Annotated in this window: 21 protein-coding genes and 1 tRNA gene; 15 read left to right on the top strand and 7 right to left on the bottom strand. The window is 68.2% G+C overall.

Features of this window, described 5'->3' with window-relative positions; all coding sequences use genetic code 11:
• Positions 1-35: 35 nt before the first annotated feature.
• The 5 genes from ACH492_RS20280 to ACH492_RS20260 all read right to left on the bottom strand — a co-directional run bounded on the left by ACH492_RS20280 (position 36) and on the right by ACH492_RS20260 (position 4378).
• On the bottom strand, positions 36-701 hold the full coding sequence (locus tag ACH492_RS20280) for a hypothetical protein (RefSeq protein ID WP_398988436.1): 666 nt from the start codon (positions 699-701) through the stop codon (positions 36-38).
• Complete coding sequence (locus ACH492_RS20275) at positions 698-1180, bottom strand: acyl-CoA thioesterase (protein WP_398988434.1); 483 nt, start codon at positions 1178-1180, stop codon at positions 698-700. The genes ACH492_RS20280 and ACH492_RS20275 overlap by 4 nt, the downstream gene beginning before the upstream one ends.
• Positions 1181-1189: 9 nt before the next feature.
• A complete protein-coding gene (gene ettA / locus ACH492_RS20270) occupies positions 1190-2854 on the bottom strand; it encodes an energy-dependent translational throttle protein EttA (protein WP_398988432.1) in 1665 nt (554 codons plus the stop codon).
• Positions 2855-3122: 268 nt separating this feature from the next.
• Complete coding sequence (locus ACH492_RS20265) at positions 3123-3518, bottom strand: DUF6083 domain-containing protein (protein ID WP_398989184.1); 396 nt, start codon at positions 3516-3518, stop codon at positions 3123-3125.
• A gap of 314 nt (positions 3519-3832) precedes the next feature.
• Complete coding sequence (locus ACH492_RS20260; protein ID WP_398988430.1) at positions 3833-4378, bottom strand: GIY-YIG nuclease family protein; 546 nt, start codon at positions 4376-4378, stop codon at positions 3833-3835.
• A gap of 682 nt (positions 4379-5060) precedes the next feature.
• On the opposite strand from ACH492_RS20260, the gene ACH492_RS20255 reads away from it, so the two are divergent.
• Positions 5061-5175, top strand: a tRNA-Ser gene (locus tag ACH492_RS20255).
• 466 nt (positions 5176-5641) lie between these two features.
• Here the strand turns inward: ACH492_RS20255 and ACH492_RS20250 are convergent.
• Together ACH492_RS20250 and ACH492_RS20245 are read right to left on the bottom strand one after the other, a co-directional pair.
• A complete protein-coding gene (locus ACH492_RS20250; protein WP_398988429.1) occupies positions 5642-6385 on the bottom strand; it encodes a hypothetical protein in 744 nt (247 codons plus the stop codon).
• Between the two features lie 846 nt (positions 6386-7231).
• Positions 7232-7696, bottom strand: coding sequence for an NUDIX hydrolase (locus ACH492_RS20245; RefSeq protein WP_398988427.1), 465 nt, complete (start codon positions 7694-7696; stop codon positions 7232-7234).
• An 18-nt stretch (positions 7697-7714) separates the two neighbouring features.
• Here ACH492_RS20245 and ACH492_RS20240 point away from each other — a divergent pair, with 18 nt between their 5' ends.
• From ACH492_RS20240 to ACH492_RS20175, 14 genes are all read left to right on the top strand, one after another.
• Positions 7715-8494 (top strand): GntR family transcriptional regulator, encoded by a 780-nt coding sequence (locus ACH492_RS20240; protein ID WP_398988425.1) that lies wholly within the window; start codon positions 7715-7717, stop codon positions 8492-8494.
• A gap of 140 nt (positions 8495-8634) precedes the next feature.
• The gene (locus ACH492_RS20235; protein WP_398988423.1) at positions 8635-8988 is read left to right on the top strand and encodes a hypothetical protein; all 354 of its coding nucleotides are present in this window, start codon (positions 8635-8637) and stop codon (positions 8986-8988) included.
• 2 nt (positions 8989-8990) lie between these two features.
• On the top strand, positions 8991-10346 hold the full coding sequence (locus ACH492_RS20230; protein ID WP_398988421.1) for an FtsK/SpoIIIE domain-containing protein: 1356 nt from the start codon (positions 8991-8993) through the stop codon (positions 10344-10346).
• 81 nt (positions 10347-10427) lie between these two features.
• Complete coding sequence (locus tag ACH492_RS20225) at positions 10428-10646, top strand: hypothetical protein (RefSeq protein ID WP_398988419.1); 219 nt, start codon at positions 10428-10430, stop codon at positions 10644-10646.
• A gap of 5 nt (positions 10647-10651) precedes the next feature.
• Entirely contained in the window at positions 10652-10834 is a 183-nt protein-coding gene (locus tag ACH492_RS20220; RefSeq protein WP_398988417.1) for a hypothetical protein, read from the top strand.
• A gap of 75 nt (positions 10835-10909) precedes the next feature.
• On the top strand, positions 10910-11578 hold the full coding sequence (locus tag ACH492_RS20215; RefSeq protein WP_398988415.1) for a DUF2637 domain-containing protein: 669 nt from the start codon (positions 10910-10912) through the stop codon (positions 11576-11578).
• A 23-nt stretch (positions 11579-11601) separates the two neighbouring features.
• A complete protein-coding gene (locus ACH492_RS20210) occupies positions 11602-11784 on the top strand; it encodes a hypothetical protein (RefSeq protein WP_398988413.1) in 183 nt (60 codons plus the stop codon).
• A 5-nt stretch (positions 11785-11789) separates the two neighbouring features.
• Positions 11790-11981 carry a mobile element transfer protein gene (locus ACH492_RS20205; protein WP_398988411.1) on the top strand — a complete coding sequence of 64 codons (192 nt, stop codon included), beginning with the start codon at positions 11790-11792 and terminating at the stop codon, positions 11979-11981.
• An 11-nt stretch (positions 11982-11992) separates the two neighbouring features.
• Positions 11993-12148, top strand: a complete 156-nt coding sequence (locus ACH492_RS20200) for a hypothetical protein (RefSeq protein WP_398988409.1) — start codon at positions 11993-11995, stop codon at positions 12146-12148.
• Between the two features lie 23 nt (positions 12149-12171).
• On the top strand, positions 12172-12492 hold the full coding sequence (locus ACH492_RS20195) for a SpdD-like protein (RefSeq protein WP_398988407.1): 321 nt from the start codon (positions 12172-12174) through the stop codon (positions 12490-12492).
• A gap of 88 nt (positions 12493-12580) precedes the next feature.
• Positions 12581-12766 (top strand): hypothetical protein, encoded by a 186-nt coding sequence (locus ACH492_RS20190; protein ID WP_398988405.1) that lies wholly within the window; start codon positions 12581-12583, stop codon positions 12764-12766.
• Complete coding sequence (gene repSA, locus ACH492_RS20185; protein WP_398988403.1) at positions 12759-14132, top strand: replication initiator protein RepSA; 1374 nt, start codon at positions 12759-12761, stop codon at positions 14130-14132. The genes ACH492_RS20190 and repSA overlap by 8 nt, the downstream gene beginning before the upstream one ends.
• A gap of 1 nt (position 14133) precedes the next feature.
• Positions 14134-14331, top strand: a complete 198-nt coding sequence (locus tag ACH492_RS20180; RefSeq protein ID WP_398988401.1) for a helix-turn-helix transcriptional regulator — start codon at positions 14134-14136, stop codon at positions 14329-14331.
• Positions 14331-15593, top strand: a complete 1263-nt coding sequence (locus ACH492_RS20175) for a tyrosine-type recombinase/integrase (protein ID WP_398988399.1) — start codon at positions 14331-14333, stop codon at positions 15591-15593. The genes ACH492_RS20180 and ACH492_RS20175 overlap by 1 nt, the downstream gene beginning before the upstream one ends.
• The last annotated feature ends 80 nt before the right edge of the window (positions 15594-15673 follow it).

The raw sequence follows: 15673 nt of genomic DNA, 5'->3' as shown, positions 1-15673 counted from the left end.
GGCGATCTGCCCGGTCACGCACGCGTGCAAGCGGGTCAGCCGGGCCTGACGGGGGTGACAGTCAGTCCGCCGAGGCCGTTCTTGCGTACGGCGATCGACCCGAAGGGCGTACGCAGTCTGAGCCACGCGCCCGTGGACAGCAGCGCGACCGGGACTCCGGGACGCAGAAAGCCGAGCGACTGGGCGGCGTGCACGGCGCGCAGCGGCAGCCCGGTTGCGCCGACGGTGCGCGACCATATCTCGCGCCCGATCCGGTCCCGCTCGGCGCGCGTACGCCGCTCGGCGGGCAACTGCTCGTCTCGGGTGCGGAATTCGGCCACGGCCGCGGCCACCGCGCCCCGCATCGCGGTCACTTCGGGCAGCCCCGGCAGTTCCCGCCAGCCGCCGCGCGGCGGCAGCATTCCGGCCCAGGGCGGCCCGGTGACGGCGGCGGGCACGGTGAACTCAGCCCCGCCGAGGGCCTCCAGCAGCTCACCGGCGGAGACGGTGACATCCAGTTCGACTCGGTCACCGAGTCTGGCCGTACGGATCGCGAGCACCTCGAAGGAGGGCGGACGCCCGAAAACGGCGAGCGCGCCACCGCCGGCCTGGAGCCGGACTGCGGCGGCGCGGTCGTAATGGATCAGCCGGGAGAGGAAGGCTGCGAGATCTTCAGCCTCCCCCGCGTCGGCGAAGTGCAGACTCTGCACGGGCACGCTCATGCCGCGAGAGCACCCTCGTCGGCGTCGGCGTTCTCGTCGGCGTTTTCGTCAGCCATTTCGTCAGCGTCGTCGAGGTACTTCTGGAGGAAGGACTTCTCCTCCGCGCTGATCCGGCGCGGACGCTCCGCACTCAGGTCGTACGGCACGACGATGGTCGAGGCCCGCACATACACCTGCGAGGCCCCTTCCGCGTCCTTGACCTCGTACGCGATGGTCAGCGACGCCGCGCCTATCTTCGTCACCCACGACTCGATGATCACCGGCTCGTGCCGGTGGACCAGCGGCCGCTTGTAGTCGATCTCGTGCCGGGCCACGACGGACCCGCCGGAGAACGACGGGGAACCGTCCCCCGGCGCCAGCCGGAACATGAAGTCAATGCGCGCCTCTTCCAGATACCGCAGGAAGACGACGTTGTTGACATGCCCGAAGGCATCCATGTCCGACCAGCGAAGGGGGCAGCGGTAGATGTGCCGGGCCATGTGTGAACCTCAGCCCCGGGTCAGCTTCTTGTACGTGGCACGGTGCGGACGGGCGGCGTCCGGGCCGAGCCGCTCGACCTTGTTCTTCTCGTACGACTCGAAGTTGCCCTCGAACCAGAACCACTTGGAGTCGCCCTCGTACGCCAGGATGTGCGTGGCAACGCGGTCGAGGAACCAGCGGTCGTGGGAGACGACCACGGCCGCACCGGGGAACTCGAGCAGGGCGTTCTCCAGGGAGGAGAGCGTCTCGACGTCGAGGTCGTTGGTGGGCTCGTCGAGGAGCAGCAGGTTGCCGCCCTGCTTCAGGGTCAGCGCCAGGTTGAGGCGGTTGCGCTCACCGCCGGACAGCACGCCGGCCGGCTTCTGCTGGTCCGGGCCCTTGAAGCCGAACGCCGAGACATAGGCGCGGGACGGCATCTCGACGTGGCCGACATTGATGTAGTCGAGCTCGTCGGAGACGACGGCCCACAGGGACTTCTTGGGGTCGATGTTGGCGCGGCTCTGGTCGACGTAACTGATCTTGACGGTCTCGCCGACCTTGATCTCACCGGAGTCGGCCTCCTCCAGCCCCTGGATCATCTTGAACAGCGTGGTCTTGCCCGCGCCGTTCGGACCGATGACGCCGACGATGCCGTTGCGCGGCAGCGTGAAGCTGAGGTCGTCGATGAGGACCTTGTCACCGAAGGCCTTGGAGAGCTTCTCGACCTCGACAACGACACTGCCGAGCCGCGGGCCCGGCGGGATCTGGATCTCCTCGAAGTCCAGCTTCCGCATCTTGTCGGCCTCGGCCGCCATCTCCTCGTAACGGGCCAGACGGGCCTTGGACTTGGCCTGCCGCCCCTTCGCGTTGGAGCGGACCCACTCGAGCTCTTCCTTGAGCCGCTTGGCACGCTTGGCGTCCTTCTGGCCCTCGACCTTGAGACGCGTCTGCTTGGTCTCGAGGTAGGTGGAGTAGTTGCCCTCGTAGCCGATCGCGCGGCCGCGGTCGAGCTCCAGGATCCAGCCCGCGACATTGTCGAGGAAGTACCGGTCGTGGGTGATGGCGACGACGGTGCCGGCGTACTTGGCGAGATGCGCCTCCAGCCACTGCACGGACTCGGCGTCCAGGTGGTTGGTGGGCTCGTCGAGGAGCAGCAGGTCGGGGGCTTCGAGCAGCAGCTTGCACAGGGCGACGCGGCGCTTTTCACCACCGGAGAGGTTGGTGACGGGCCAGTCGCCGGGCGGGCAGCCGAGCGCGTCCATGGCCTGCTCGAGCTGGGCGTCCAGGTCCCAGGCGTTGGAGTGGTCGAGCTCCTCCTGGAGCTTGCCCATCTCTTCCATCAGGGCGTCGGTGTACTCGGTCGCCATCTGCTCGGCGATCTCGTTGAACCGGTCGAGCTTGCCCTTGACCTCGGCGACGCCGAGCTGGACGTTCTCCAGCACGGTCTTCGACTCGTCCAGCGGCGGCTCCTGCAGCAGGATGCCGACGGTGTAGCCGGGCGAGAGGAAGGCGTCGCCGTTGGAGGGCTGCTCCAGACCGGCCATGATCTTCAGCACGGTGGACTTACCGGCGCCGTTGGGGCCGACCACACCGATCTTCGCACCGGGCAGGAAGCTCAGCGTCACGTCATCGAGGATGACCTTGTCGCCGTGCGCCTTGCGCGTCTTGCGCATCGTGTAGATGTACTCAGCCAAGAGAAACCGTCCGGCAAGAAGTGGGTGGGCAGATACACCCCATCTTGCCTGACCGCTACCCCGCGAAGGAAACCAGTACGTGAGGGCGCTCGTGACCTGGACGTTCGTTGACCGCGGCCGTAGCTGATCTGTCACTGATTGTCGCCGTCGGTCGCTGTTGGGCAGCCCCGCACGGCCCAGAGACGGCCCAGGCCCGGGCATGGAAGGTATCGAGGCATACCTCGCCGGAGCGTCATGTGACCTTTCGCTTTCGCTACAAGTCCGAGACTTACTCCTGCTCGACTTCGTCCATGGCGTCCGGGCTGAGGCACAACGCCCGATGAGCAGGGCGTACGAGGTCACCGGGAAGTGGTTCGATCCCGCGGACCCTCACGGCCACAAACTCAGTGGGGACGCTGGAGTGACGAGCCCTGACGGCCACAAGGCGCCACCGGTAGCGAGGAGGCACATCCTTTGCGGGGTAGTCCCTGGTCGCGAGGTGGATCCAGCGGTCGTAGTTGGTTGGGTAGGACTTGACCTCAGCATTGCAGTGAGGACAGCGCAGCGGCTCGTACGGGGTCACGTCATCCTGATCAGGTTCCGGCCTCTGCGTGCATGTAGCGCCCTCGTGGATGGCTAGCTCATCGGCGTGTGCCTTCCAGCAGCGCTCACAGAGCAGGGCCATGAGACTGACGCGACCACGTTCACTCACCGTTGCGCCGTCGTCACCACAGCGCTGACATACGATCCCGGCATTGACCCCAATTGCCCCCATGCGTTCGACAGTGAGCACGGACGTTCAGGGTCGAAAGGGCGCGTGCGGGTCGCATCGGCGCGCGGCCGTTGTGGAGCCCGAGCCGGGCGGCGCTGCAACCTCAGCTCTGGAGGCTGTGGTGATCTAGGAGGCCGCTCGTTATGGTGCGGCGTGGTGGCTGCGGCCCCTTCAGACCACGACTGTTCAAAGCCGTTGATCTCAGCTGCCGGTGTCAACCCGACGCCCTATGCGCTGATGGGTAACGCTCGTGCTCGCTGGCGCGCTTGGGCGCGCAGCTCCTTGAGACGGCCGTGGAATGCGTTGTGGTGGTTCTGGTCGAGGTTCAGCGGCACGTCGAGTTGAGAGATGAGCTCGGACTCCATGATCCACGGCTCGTTCCGCGCGATCCAGCACACCCGCGCGTTCTCTGCCATCCACTGGCTGAGGACTGCTTCGCCGGCCTTGCCGAAGGTCATGCGCTTCCCGCTGCCTACGCGGCGCAGCTCCAGCCCCAGCAAGCAGCCAAGGGTGAGACGAAGCGTTGATCCGGCCGCGTTGCCACGGTAGTGGTACCGCACACGCTTCCGCAGATTCTGCGTGCTGGATCGGTTCGTCATGTGTCGCGGGGCTATGCCGACGTAGAGCAGGCGCCCAGCAGCCAGGTCTACGTAGGGCGCCTCCTCGAAGTACCACCCGTAGACCCCGGCCGCCGCTGGCACAGGGCTGGGTCGCATCAACACCTCCTGCGCCGACCACAGCTGCTCCGGCTTGGTGATGGCAGCAGCGTCCACTGAGCCTCCAGGGTCGGCAAAGGCTGACGGCCGCAGGCTACTGGGTGACACACCCGGCCACAGCGGTGTTTGGAAACCACTGCCTTGTAAGCCTGGCGCCCTCCGCAGACACATCCTCACTGGTCACTGGCCGCCCGGGACGCTGAGGCCAGCGACGGTCATCCACGCCGCTACGCGCCTCGATTGACCGTCCAGGACCGATCGATCTGGCACGGTTGTGGCACGCGACCATTTCGTCCCGAACTATGGGCGGGGAGGTCGCTGAGGTCTGCTCGGCTGGCCACGAGGGCGTTCGCGGTACTGGACGGTCACTTACAGTCGCCGAGGTTGCTGTACTTCTGTGCTGTAAAGGCGATGCGGATCGCGTCCCCTATTCTCTAGATCATGGAGGACTCGGAGGCCTTCCGCGCCGCGGTCAGAGCGTGCGCAGCGGGCATGCTGAACGGCGATGCTTCACCGTACGACCCGGCGTTGGAGATCTTGGGTCTCGCTAGTCGCGGGTGGCCAGGGGATGACGGTGACGAAGCGTGCTATTCGCTCGCGCTCATCTGGGGCGCGCTGACCGATTGGGTCGAGCTCCGTCCTGCGGAAACGGATCAAGCCGAGACACATATGATCACTGCCGCCCGTGAGTGGCTGACCATCGAGGGTGACCGAGAGGCCGAGGCCCGGTACTTCGATCGATGGGTTCACGACATCCTCGGGTACGAGCGTCGGCTCCGCCCCGGACCTAGTCCGCGATCTTGAAAACCGTCGTGGCAGCGATGTCACCGTGGGTTCAAATCCCACACCCACCGCAGGTGAACGGCCCCTGACCAGGCAACTCGGTCAGGGGCCGTTCACATGAGCGTTGTCCGCCAGCGACCGCTGTTCCCCGCTGTTTCCCGACCGAACGGGCACGGGAAGGGCATGGCCACCTTCTGATCCGTAGCTCTAGCTGGATCGGTCAGCGGTGGTCATACCGGCCGCCTCAAGGCCTCCAAGGAACGCTACCGGACGTGATCGGTTGTTGTTGCTGCGGTACTTCACTGCTGTACGGCTCGCCCTAACTGCGCGACCCGAAGCGTGTATGAGCGGCTATGGCCCTGGCCGCCTGATCGCCAACGGTCCGAGACTCCTCAAAAAGCCCGAAGGAGGCCTGGTTCGTCGCACCCCACACCCGCTCGACCCGCTGAGTCACTGGTGCCGAGCTGAGAGGCTCAGTGACGGCCTGCCGGACGGACCGGCGGACCGTCACTGAATCCACCGGGCCGGATGCGCTGTCTACGGCGCTTGCCACTCCGCCTGGAGCTGCGGAGCTGTGATGGGCCCTCCCCCTCCACCAGATTCACTGAGCGACAAGGCGTTGCTTCCGGTGTTCTGGAAGGCCCGGAGGGAGATCCTGTCACCGGCATCCAGCTCAACAATCGTGGACACCTCCTGCGAAATTCCAGGATTGGCCCCGGTGGCTGAGGTGTCCTGCTCGTCAACGGCCGCGAGAACGCCGTTGACGAAGATGCCTAGTTGACGATCGCCTCCCGGAGTCAGAGTGAAGGACCAGAGAAGCCTCCCCTTGAGGAGGTAGCGCCCGGGAGTGTTGACCACCAGTTCGGAGGTCGTCGAATCAAACATCGTGTCCGTGTCGTAGGCGAAGCCATCGAAAGTGATCTGAGTCACGGGGCCGCTCGGGATGGTCTGGTCCTGTGTGGAGAAGACACTCGCGCCGACATTGACCGTCGCCCCGGTCGCCCCGGTCGCGCCCGTCGCCCCGGTTGCACCCGTCGCGCCGGTCGGACCAGCGGGACCGGTGGCACCCGTCGCACCCGTCCCTCCCTTGCAACGGTCCCTGTCGCCGAGGATCGATACGCCCTTGCACTTATCGTCTCCGCCGCCCGGCCCGCTCGACGCGCTCACGCGTTCGCCCATGCTCTGAGCTGCGGCCGCGACCGGACTGACCACCCCGGCCGCCAGGACCAGCGCGAGCGAGACGATCGTGCCGCGGGCCTTCCACTTGTCTCGACGGGGCACAGGTCCCAGCGGGGACCTTGTCCTGATGTCAGGACTCATGTACTTACTCCCTGTTTCAGTTGGTTTGTCAGAACCCAGGAGTGAGCTTGACCCGTGCGCAGCCGATCGATCGTCCCGCTCGATAGGAATGCGCCGATTATCAGCAGATCGGTGTAATCGGCCTGTCCAGATGGGGTGCCTTTCGCCCGCTGATGTGCACTCGGGGGCGCGCGGGCAATCGGGCTGGGCGTCCAACTTCGTGAGGTCGGGGGAGGGGCTTTGGCCGGTGTCCTGCCCGGTTTGGGGTCGAGCATGATCAGGGGGCCGTACGCTTGCCAGCTACTCGGGCAGGCTTGTCCCCTGCCCGCAATGTGTCCGAGTGGCCCCCTGGTCTTGCTCGACGCGGGACCCGAATCGGGGAGTGTGGGTAAAGCCGTGGAGCCGACCGCCCCCACCCCCGGCCTGGTATTTCGCCCCCTTGTGGGCGCGGGCGGGCGACGACGTGCGGCCCCGGTGGCGTAGACATGGAGGGGCAAGCGCGTCGGCGTCCGGCCGGCGCCGCCGCGCTGTGCGCGGCAGCCTCTGATCTCTGATCAGACTGCTACCGCAGTTCAGGAGGCCGGGAAAGCAGACGTTCGATGCGTCAAATGTGGTGTTCTCCCGAGCGTCCGCCTCTTCCCCCGGGCCTGCTGCGCTTGTGCCTATGAAGCCTTCTGGGGGCCACTCGGGCGCATGGCGGGCGTGGGGCAGAGCCGGGCCCGTTGTGGCTGGGTTGCGTGACGGCGGCTGGGCTGGCAATGATCTGGCTCGCACCGAACGCCGGTCGGGCAGCGAGCGAAGCGAGCACTTGATGAAGTAGGGAAAGTTCTATCCCGCTGGGATGAGGCGCTTGCCGTCGTGGCTCCGCACGTGAGGGCCGTTGCCGTCCAAGGCATCCAAGAGCCTGATCGCGAAGACCTCGGACATGCGCTCCGCGACCTCCTCGGGCGTGAGCCAAGAGACCGCCGTCGACTCCCTCGACGTGCGCTCTGTGCCGCCGGACGGCTTGCAGCGGAAGACCAGGGCCACGATGCCATGGGTCGTGTTCTTGTAGACGCCGGTGAGTTCGTCCACCTCGACGTGGATGCCTGTCTCCTCCAGGACCTCACGGGCTACGCCCGTCTCGGGGGCCTCGTCGAGTTCGAGTACGCCGCCGGGGAGCTCCCAAGTGCCGTTGTCCGCCCGGCGGATCGCCAGGAGGCGGCCGTCTTCGCGCACCACTACTCCGGCCACAGATACGGAGTGCAGCGGCGGCGACGTTGCTTCCTGTGATTGACTCATGTACAGGAGCATAGGAGGAAGAGAAGGACTATGGGAACTGCGGTAGGAGGAGAGAGGTCCGCACCTCGGTACGTACAGATCGCCGACGAGATTGTGCAGCAGATCCGGGCGGGGATCCTCAAGCCTGGTGACATGGTGCCGAGTGAGTCGGATCTCGTCGAGCGCTACGGCGTCTCGGGCGGCACGATCCGCAAGGCCATGGTCGAGGTGCGCGCGAGTGGGCTCGTCGAGACTCGGCACGGCAAGGGCTCGATCGTGAAGGATCGGCCGCCGGTACGGCATCGCTCCTCCGATCGCTTCCGGCGCTCGCTCCGGCAGGGCGGCAAAGCCGCGTACCTCGCCGAGTCAGAACAGTCCGGCGCCACGGCCAAGGTGAGCGTCCTCTACATCGGCCCCATGGAGGCCCCCGAGGATGCCGCCCAGCGATTGGGCGTCCCCGCCGGCACTCAGGTCCTCGCCCGGCGACGCCTCTACTTCCGCAACGGCACGCCTGTCGAGACCGCGACCTCGTACCTCCCCTGGGACGTCGTCAAGGAGATTCCCGAGTTGTTCGCCGAGAACCCTGGCGGCGGTGGCATCTACGCCCGACTCGAAGACCACGGGCACGAGTTCACGGAGTTCGTCGAGACGCTCCAAGCGCGCCCGGCCTCCAAGGCGGAGGCGTCCGAGCTGGCGCTCAGCCCCGGTGCACCGGTGGTTCACCTGACCCGTGAGGCACGCACGACCGACGGTCTCGTAGTCGAGGTCTGCGACACGCTCATGGCCGCTGACCAGTTCGTTTTCGAGTACCGGATCCCCGCCGCCGACTGACGCGCGCTCAACTCACCGCAGCCCGTCGCGAGTTCTTCTTCGCGGCGGGTTGACTCATGTACAGGAGTCGGGCACTCTTCTTCATGTCACTCATATACATGAGTGACGGAGTCCAGCCCTCTATAGAGGAGTGATCTGCTGTGCGTCAGATTCCCGTCGACACCGCCAACGCGACCGTGATGGTTGCCAAGACCCCGCAGTCCAAGGTCAAGGACCGCCGTACCGGCGAGATCGCCACCGACAAGGACGGCGTCACCCTGATGACCGTGGAGGTCATGTTCTCCACGCCCGACGAGGTCGAGATCCTCAAGCTCACCGTCCCGCAGCCCGGCGTCTCCGAGGACCTGACCATGGGTACCCCGGTCGCCCTGACGGGCCTGGTCGCCTCGGCGTGGGAGAACGAGTTCAACGGGCAGAAGCGCCACGGCATCGCCTTCCGCGCGGTCGCCGTCACGTCGCTGGCCGCCGGTGCCACGAAGCCCAAGGCGGCCTGACCATGACCTGGTTCACGGTCGCGCTGGTGCTGGTCGTCGCTGCCGCAGGTCTTCTGCGGTGGCGGCGCCCCGCCTGGTTCTGGCTGTCCTTCGGCGTAACCCTCGCCACCCTGCGAGTCGCCTTCCGCTACGCCTCCGTCATGGACGCCTGCGGACTGACCGTCCCTCCCTCCCGCTGGCGCCTCACCCTCGCCCGGACGACCAACCGCCCGGTCCCTGAGTCCCGCGCCCCGCGCATCCTGCGGCTGCGGGCCACCCGGACCGGCCTGGTCTTGCGGCTCAAGCTCCGCCCCGGACAGGACGCCTTCGACGTCTCGGCCGCCACCGACCGTCTGCGCCACTCCTTCGGGATGTACGGCGTCACCTCCCGCGAACTGCGTTCCGGCGTCGTCGAGTTGCGGATGACCGGCTACGACGTCCTCAAGCGGGTGCAGATGCCCGCCAAGACCGGCTCGGCTCCGATGCGGATCCCCGTCTCGCTGCGCGAAGACGGCGCCGTCCACTACCGCGACTACCGCACCGTCCCGCACGGGCTCACGCTCGGCGCCACCGAGTCGGGCAAGTCCGTCTATCAGCGCAACCTGGTCGCCGGACTCGCCGCGCAGGATGTCGCCCTGGTCGGCATCGACTGCAAGCAGGGTGTCGAACTCTTCCCGCTCGCCCGCCGCTTCTCCGCCCTCGCCGACAACCCGGACACCGCCCTCGACCTCCTGGATGCGCTCGTCTCCCACATGGAGGACGTCTACCAGCTCATCCGCGCTCAGCAACGCGTCAGCGTCAACGTCCCGGACGCGGAGATCGCCGCCGACATCTGGGACCTGCCCGACGACCTGCGCCCCGTCCCGGTCGTCGTGCTGGTCGACGAGGTCGCCGAACTCGCCCTGTTCGCCACCAAGGACGAGGAGAAGCGCCGGGACCGCATCATCACCGCCCTGGTCCGCCTCGCCCAGCTCGGCCGCGCAGCCGGGATCTACCTGGAGATCTGCGGACAGCGCTTCGGCTCCGAACTCGGCAAAGGCATCACCATGCTCCGCGCCCAGCTCACCGGCCGCACCGCCCATCGCGTAAACGACGAATCCTCCGCAAACATGGCCTTCGGCGACATCGCCCCGGACGCCGTCCTCGCCGCCATCCAGATCCCCACCGAAACCCCCGGCATCGCCGTCACCGGCGACTCGACCGGCGGATGGGCCCGCATCCGCGCCCCGCATACCTCGCTGCGCCAGGCCGTGAACATCTGCAACCGCTACGCGGACCGCACACCGGACCTGCCCGCACTCGCCCCGTTCCGGCCCGCCGTCGCCCCGCTGCCCTCAGCCTGCGTGCCGCTGTCCAAGACCGCGCCCGCCACGGCCTGACACTCCCCGCTCCATCGGTCGGCGCGACCGCATCGCGCCAGGTCCCTACCCCGCCCATGCCTGAAATCCGGGAGGACACCGATGTCCCACAAACGCTGGTACGAGTTCGACCCGGCCGAGCGGGACGACGCCAACCGGCTCGGCTTCCTGTACGAGGCTCTGCGCAATCACCTGCACTTCCACCCCACGGTGGACGACTTCCTTGCGGTCCTGAGCAGCGCTTTTGAGACCGAGTTCGCTCACCACGCGGACGGCGCCTACCCGCCGGTGGGCCACGGCTACCCCCGGCAGGAGGACTGATCGCCATGGCCGCACGCAAGCCCACTGCCCGCAAGCCCCGGATCAAGAAGTGCCCCGACTGCAAGGGCACCGGCGAGATCACCGAATCCGTCCGCGTCGGCTCCGCCCGCAAGCCCCGCGAGACCACCGACCGGCAGGCCGCTTTCTGTCTGACCTGCTTCGGCTCCGGCGACGCCCCCACCGACTGAACACCCGCCGGGACCGGGCGGCCGGACCTGATCCCCGCCCCGTCCCGGCCCAACACCCCTGAAGGAGGTGAAGACATGCCCCGCTCGATCCGCCCGGACGCCGTCCTCGTACAGGCCGTGATTGCCGGTGCCCTGTCCTTCGCCCACCTGCACGACCTGGCCGCCGCTGCCGGACAGATCGGATGGAAAGCCTGGGCCTACCCCATCTCTGTTGACCTGCTCCTGGTCGCCGCCTGGCGACGGCTCCGCTCGGACGGCCCGTCCCGGCTGGCCTGGTGCTGGTTCCTCATCGCCCTGGTCGCCTCGCTCGGCGCCAACGTCGCCACCGCCGGATTCCTCGACCTCCAACACCCCCCGGCCTGGCTGCGGTTCGGCATCGCCGGATGGCCCGCGCTGGCCTTCCTCGGCGGCACGCTCCTCGCCCACTCGCCTACGGCCGAAGACCGGGTGCCGGATCCGCCGGCACCCGCAGCCCCCGAACCCGCACCACAGATCCCGGAACCTGCGGCCTCCGCCCCGGCATCGGAGCCCGCCGAGATCCCCGCGGCTGACGAACCCCCCGCCCTGCCCGCCGCCGACCCAACCCCGGCGGCACCGGTCCCGGCCGCCCTGGTCGACCACGCCCGCAAGGTCGCCGACGACCACCACGCCCGCACCGGAAGCCGGATCGACACCGACACCCTGCGCGCCCGCCTCGGCGTCCCGCCCCAGCTCGCCGACGCCATCGCCGCCCAACTCGCCTGACCAGAAGCGGAAGGAAGCCCCGGATGACCAACAACCCGGCCGACCTGACGAACGCCGACTACCTCGACGGTGCACGCGAGATGCACGCCGCCGGACGCCCCTACCTGGCCCACCTCCTCGCCGAGGAAGCCGCACAGCGCACCACCGACCCGGCCACCGCACGCAGCATCCGCGCCCAGTTCCCCGCCCCCACCCGGAAGGACTGACCGACATGCCCGCCCGCGACCACTTCCACTCCGTGATGCGGATCGGCCCCGTGCAGATCGGCACCCACCGCGACCGCCACGGCCACACCAAACACGCCGCCGTGTGCACCGCCGACCGGTGCGGCTGGTCTGCCGACTACTCCAGCCAGAGCGCCGCCCAGCTCGCCGCCCGCACCCACCGCTGCACCGCCCGATAGGAGCCCGCCCCGTGGACGTCCCGCTCTGGCTCGCCCTGATCGTCGTCGGCTACCTCGGCATCAAGCTCATCCGCCCGCCCTGGTGGCTCGTGGCCGTGCTCCTCCTCGGCGGCTACCTCCTCGCCGACAGCCTGCTGTCCCCCGTCATCAACACCGCCGTCAAGTAACCACCGCTGAAGGGAGATCGATCATGTTCCGCCCCAAGGTCCCGACCATGCCCCAGCCGACCGGCATCGTCACCCCGCCCGCCGTCGTCGAGCCAACCACCGGCATCCAGCACACCCCGGCGGCCCCCGCACCCATGGCGCCCGCTCCGGCTCCGGCTCGGCCCACCGTCCAGCTCACCCCCGGCACCGTCATCGCCCTCGTCGGCGGTGGCGCGGCCGTTGTCCTGGTCGTCGGCGCCGTCCTCGTCTCGATGCTCCTCGCGGTCGCCATCACCGGCGCATCCGTCGCCATCTGCGCCCTGGTCATCCGCTCGCTCATCAACAGCGAGGCAAAGCGCCGCTGACCGGCCCCCGGGCGGCCTCAACCGCCAAGTCTCCGCCGCCCGGGAGCCGTGCCCCACTCCGATCTCACAACCGGAAGGAACCGCCAGCATGACCGACCGCACCCGCCCGCCGTCCCGCATCTGCCCAAACTGCGACGGCCACGCCTCCGCCGCCATCACCCTCGGCGGCCGCGACCAGCACGGCCACCTGCGGACCATCACCGCCCACTGCTCGGTGTGCAACGGCACCGGCACCGCCCGCCGCTCGCCCGTCCGGGAGGGCGCCCGTGCCTGACACGCTGCTCGACACGACCACCCTCGGCGACCTGCTGAGGGTGGCTTCGGCCGACGACTTCGACCGCTGGCACGAGCAGATCCGCCGCACCGGCGGCTGCGCCGACCCCATCCACCTCACCGGCTGGACCCTCACCAAGGACAAGACGACCGGCGAGACCCTGCACCACTACTCCACCGAGTCCGAACCGGGCGGACGCCTCCGCCTCGCCTGCGGCAACCGCCGCGCCTCCCGCTGCCCCTCCTGCGCCTTCACCTACGCGGGCGACACCTACCACCTCATCCGCGCAGGCCTGGCCGGAGACGACCGCCGCGACATCCCCGCCACCGTCCGCGACCACCCCCGAGTCTTCGCCACCCTCACCGCCCCGTCCTTCGGCCCGGTCCACAACCGGCCCGACCGAGGCACCTGCCGCTGCGGCACCCGCCACACCCCCGATGATCCAGCGCTCGGCACGGCGCTCGACCCGACGACGTACGACTACGCCGCCGCCGTCCTCTTCAATAACCACGCAGGCAACCTGTGGATGAGGTTCACGACTCGCCTCCGCCGCGAGATCGCCGCCCGCGCCGGACTCACCCGCCGCGAACTCGCCGATCACGTACGTATCTCGTACGGCAAGGTCGCCGAGTTCCAGAAGCGCGGTGCCCTGCACTTCCACGCCGTGATCCGCATCGACGGCCCCGAGGGACCCGAGACACCGCCGCCGTCCTGGGCAACCGTCGACCTCCTCGCCGACGCGATCCGGGCCGCCGCCACGCACTCGTACACGTCGGTCTCAGTACCCGCCGCCGAAGACCAACCCGCTCGAACGTTCCGTTGGGGCACACAGCTCGACGTCCGCCCGGTCAAGGCGTGCGGAGACGGCTCCGACATCACGGAACAGGCCGTGGCCTCCTACGTCGCCAAGTACGCCACCAAGGCCGCTGAGAACACCGGCACCCTCGACCGCCGCATCGGCGAACTCTCCGAACTCGACCGCCACGACGTGCCCGACCACACCCGCCGCCTGATTGAAGCGTGCAAGATCCTCGATCCGCTCTACCCCGACCGGCGCCTGTGGGCCTGGGCGCACATGCTCGGCTTCCGCGGCCACTTCTCCTCCAAGTCCCGCCGCTACTCCACCACCCTCGGCGAACTCCGCCAGGTCCGCGCCGACTTCCGCGCCACCCAGGAACGCGAAGCCCTCGGCCTGGACGACCGCGAGCCGGACACCGTCCTCGTCCTCGCCGACTGGCAGTACGCCGGACACGGCCACACCCCCGGGGAATCCGCCCTCGCCGCCACCATCGCCCGGGACCTCCAGCACAACCGCGAAACCGCCCGGGAAGCCCTACGCGACCAAGCCGACGAGAGGGAGTGGTGACATGTCCTCCGAGCTGCCGAATCGCTTCCTGACGCCTGACGACCTGGTGGAGATGTTCGAGCTGCCCAGCGTCGAGACGGTCTACCAGTGGCGCCGCAAGCGCACCGGTCCTCGTGGCTTCCGCGTCGGCCGGCACTTGCGATTCGACCCGAACGACGTGCGGGCCTGGGTGGACTCCCAGATGGGAGAGGCTGCCTGATGGCCGGACACGTCCAAGACCGCTGGTTCCGGACCGAGGTCGGCCCGGACGGCAAGACCCGCAAGGTCAAGACCGATCGTCATGGCCTGGGCATGCGCTATCGGGCGCGATACGTCGCCCCCGACGGCACCGAGAAGTCGAAGAGCTTCCCCGACAAGCAGAAGCGCTTGGCCGACACGTGGCTGACCAACATCGAAGCCGACATGGCGCGCGGGCAGTACATGGACCCGAAGGCTGGTCGCGTCACCTTCCGCGAGTACACGGAACGCTGGATCGGCGCCCTCACGACCGACCTCACGAGCCGCGCCGCCGTGGAGGGCAGGTTGCGCCTTCACGCTCTGCCGTACCTCGGAGCTCGACCCATCGGCTCCTTCCAGCCTGAGCACGTCCGCGACTGGAACCGGCAGCTCGAAGACGCCGTAGCGTCTGCCCAGTACCGGCGCCTCATCTTCGACGCGGTCTCCTCAGTGCTGAACGCGGCCGTAGATGACCGTCTGCTGGCCTCGAATCCCTGCCGAGCCCGATCGGTCAAGGCACCTCGGCCCGCGCCGACTCGCGTGCATCCGTGGACTGCTGAGCAGGTGTTCGGCGTACGGGCTGGCCTGTCCGACCGCAATAAGGCCATGGTCGACGTGGGGGCCGGATGTGGTCTGCGGCAGGGCGAGATCTTCGGACTCGCCGTCGACAACATCGGGGATCTCGGCTGGCTGTACGTTCGCCAGCAGGTCAAGAAGGTTCGCGGCACGCTCGTCTTCGCCCCTCCCAAGCGAGGCAAGCTCCGTGACGTGCCCCTCGACCCCGAGGTGTCAACCGCACTGCGCGAGCACATGCAGCGCTTCCCGCCCGTCGAGGTGACGTTGCCCTGGCTCACCCCGACCGGCCCGAAGGTGACACACCGCCTCGTCTTCACGAGCGGCATCGGCGCCGCCATATGGAGCCAAGGCTTCAATGACCAAGCTTGGAAGCCTGCCCTGGCATTCGCCAGCATCATCCCGACCCCGGAGAAGGGCGATCGCTACGCGGCCGCCCGCGAACACGGCATGCACGCCCTCCGGCACTTCTACGCCTCGGTCCTCCTGGACGCCGGGGAGAACATCAAGGCGCTGAGCCTGTACCTCGGTCACAGCGATCCGGGCTTCACGCTCCGCGTCTACACGCACCTCATGCCGTCCAGCGAGACCCGGACCCGGAAAGCCATCTCCGCGATGTACCGGGCCGCCGGTCACGCTCATGACGGCCCAGAGACGGCCCAAGCGGCCTGACACGGCCCCTCATTGGTGGGAAACCCGCTGGTGAGGGGCCTTTTCATGCCCTCTGACGGCAAGTAACACCCCATCTTGCC

It is taken from the genome of Streptomyces sp. NPDC019443 (genome assembly GCF_044389785.1).
Classification (GTDB): domain Bacteria; phylum Actinomycetota; class Actinomycetes; order Streptomycetales; family Streptomycetaceae; genus Streptomyces.
Note: the sequence above shows the minus strand (reverse complement) of the source record. Positions and strands in the feature narration are given on the sequence as shown.

Excerpts from the sequence above, each read along its gene's own strand:
- ACH492_RS20265 (WP_398989184.1), bottom strand. The coding sequence starts at position 3,518 with ATGGCCCTGCTCTGTGAGCGCTGCTGGAAGGCACACGCCGATGAGCTA.
- ACH492_RS20175 (WP_398988399.1), top strand. The coding sequence starts at position 14,331 with ATGGCCGGACACGTCCAAGACCGCTGGTTCCGGACCGAGGTCGGCCCG.
- ACH492_RS20245 (WP_398988427.1), bottom strand. The coding sequence starts at position 7,696 with ATGCTCCTGTACATGAGTCAATCACAGGAAGCAACGTCGCCGCCGCTG.
- ACH492_RS20240 (WP_398988425.1), top strand. The coding sequence starts at position 7,715 with ATGGGAACTGCGGTAGGAGGAGAGAGGTCCGCACCTCGGTACGTACAG.
- ACH492_RS20220 (WP_398988417.1), top strand. The coding sequence starts at position 10,652 with ATGGCCGCACGCAAGCCCACTGCCCGCAAGCCCCGGATCAAGAAGTGC.
- ACH492_RS20280 (WP_398988436.1), bottom strand. The coding sequence starts at position 701 with ATGAGCGTGCCCGTGCAGAGTCTGCACTTCGCCGACGCGGGGGAGGCT.
- ACH492_RS20210 (WP_398988413.1), top strand. The coding sequence starts at position 11,602 with ATGACCAACAACCCGGCCGACCTGACGAACGCCGACTACCTCGACGGT.
- ACH492_RS20230 (WP_398988421.1), top strand. The coding sequence starts at position 8,991 with ATGACCTGGTTCACGGTCGCGCTGGTGCTGGTCGTCGCTGCCGCAGGT.
- ACH492_RS20215 (WP_398988415.1), top strand. The coding sequence starts at position 10,910 with ATGCCCCGCTCGATCCGCCCGGACGCCGTCCTCGTACAGGCCGTGATT.
- ACH492_RS20190 (WP_398988405.1), top strand. The coding sequence starts at position 12,581 with ATGACCGACCGCACCCGCCCGCCGTCCCGCATCTGCCCAAACTGCGAC.
- ACH492_RS20225 (WP_398988419.1), top strand. The coding sequence starts at position 10,428 with ATGTCCCACAAACGCTGGTACGAGTTCGACCCGGCCGAGCGGGACGAC.
- ACH492_RS20275 (WP_398988434.1), bottom strand. The coding sequence starts at position 1,180 with ATGGCCCGGCACATCTACCGCTGCCCCCTTCGCTGGTCGGACATGGAT.
- ACH492_RS20195 (WP_398988407.1), top strand. The coding sequence starts at position 12,172 with ATGTTCCGCCCCAAGGTCCCGACCATGCCCCAGCCGACCGGCATCGTC.
- ACH492_RS20205 (WP_398988411.1), top strand. The coding sequence starts at position 11,790 with ATGCCCGCCCGCGACCACTTCCACTCCGTGATGCGGATCGGCCCCGTG.
- ACH492_RS20180 (WP_398988401.1), top strand. The coding sequence starts at position 14,134 with ATGTCCTCCGAGCTGCCGAATCGCTTCCTGACGCCTGACGACCTGGTG.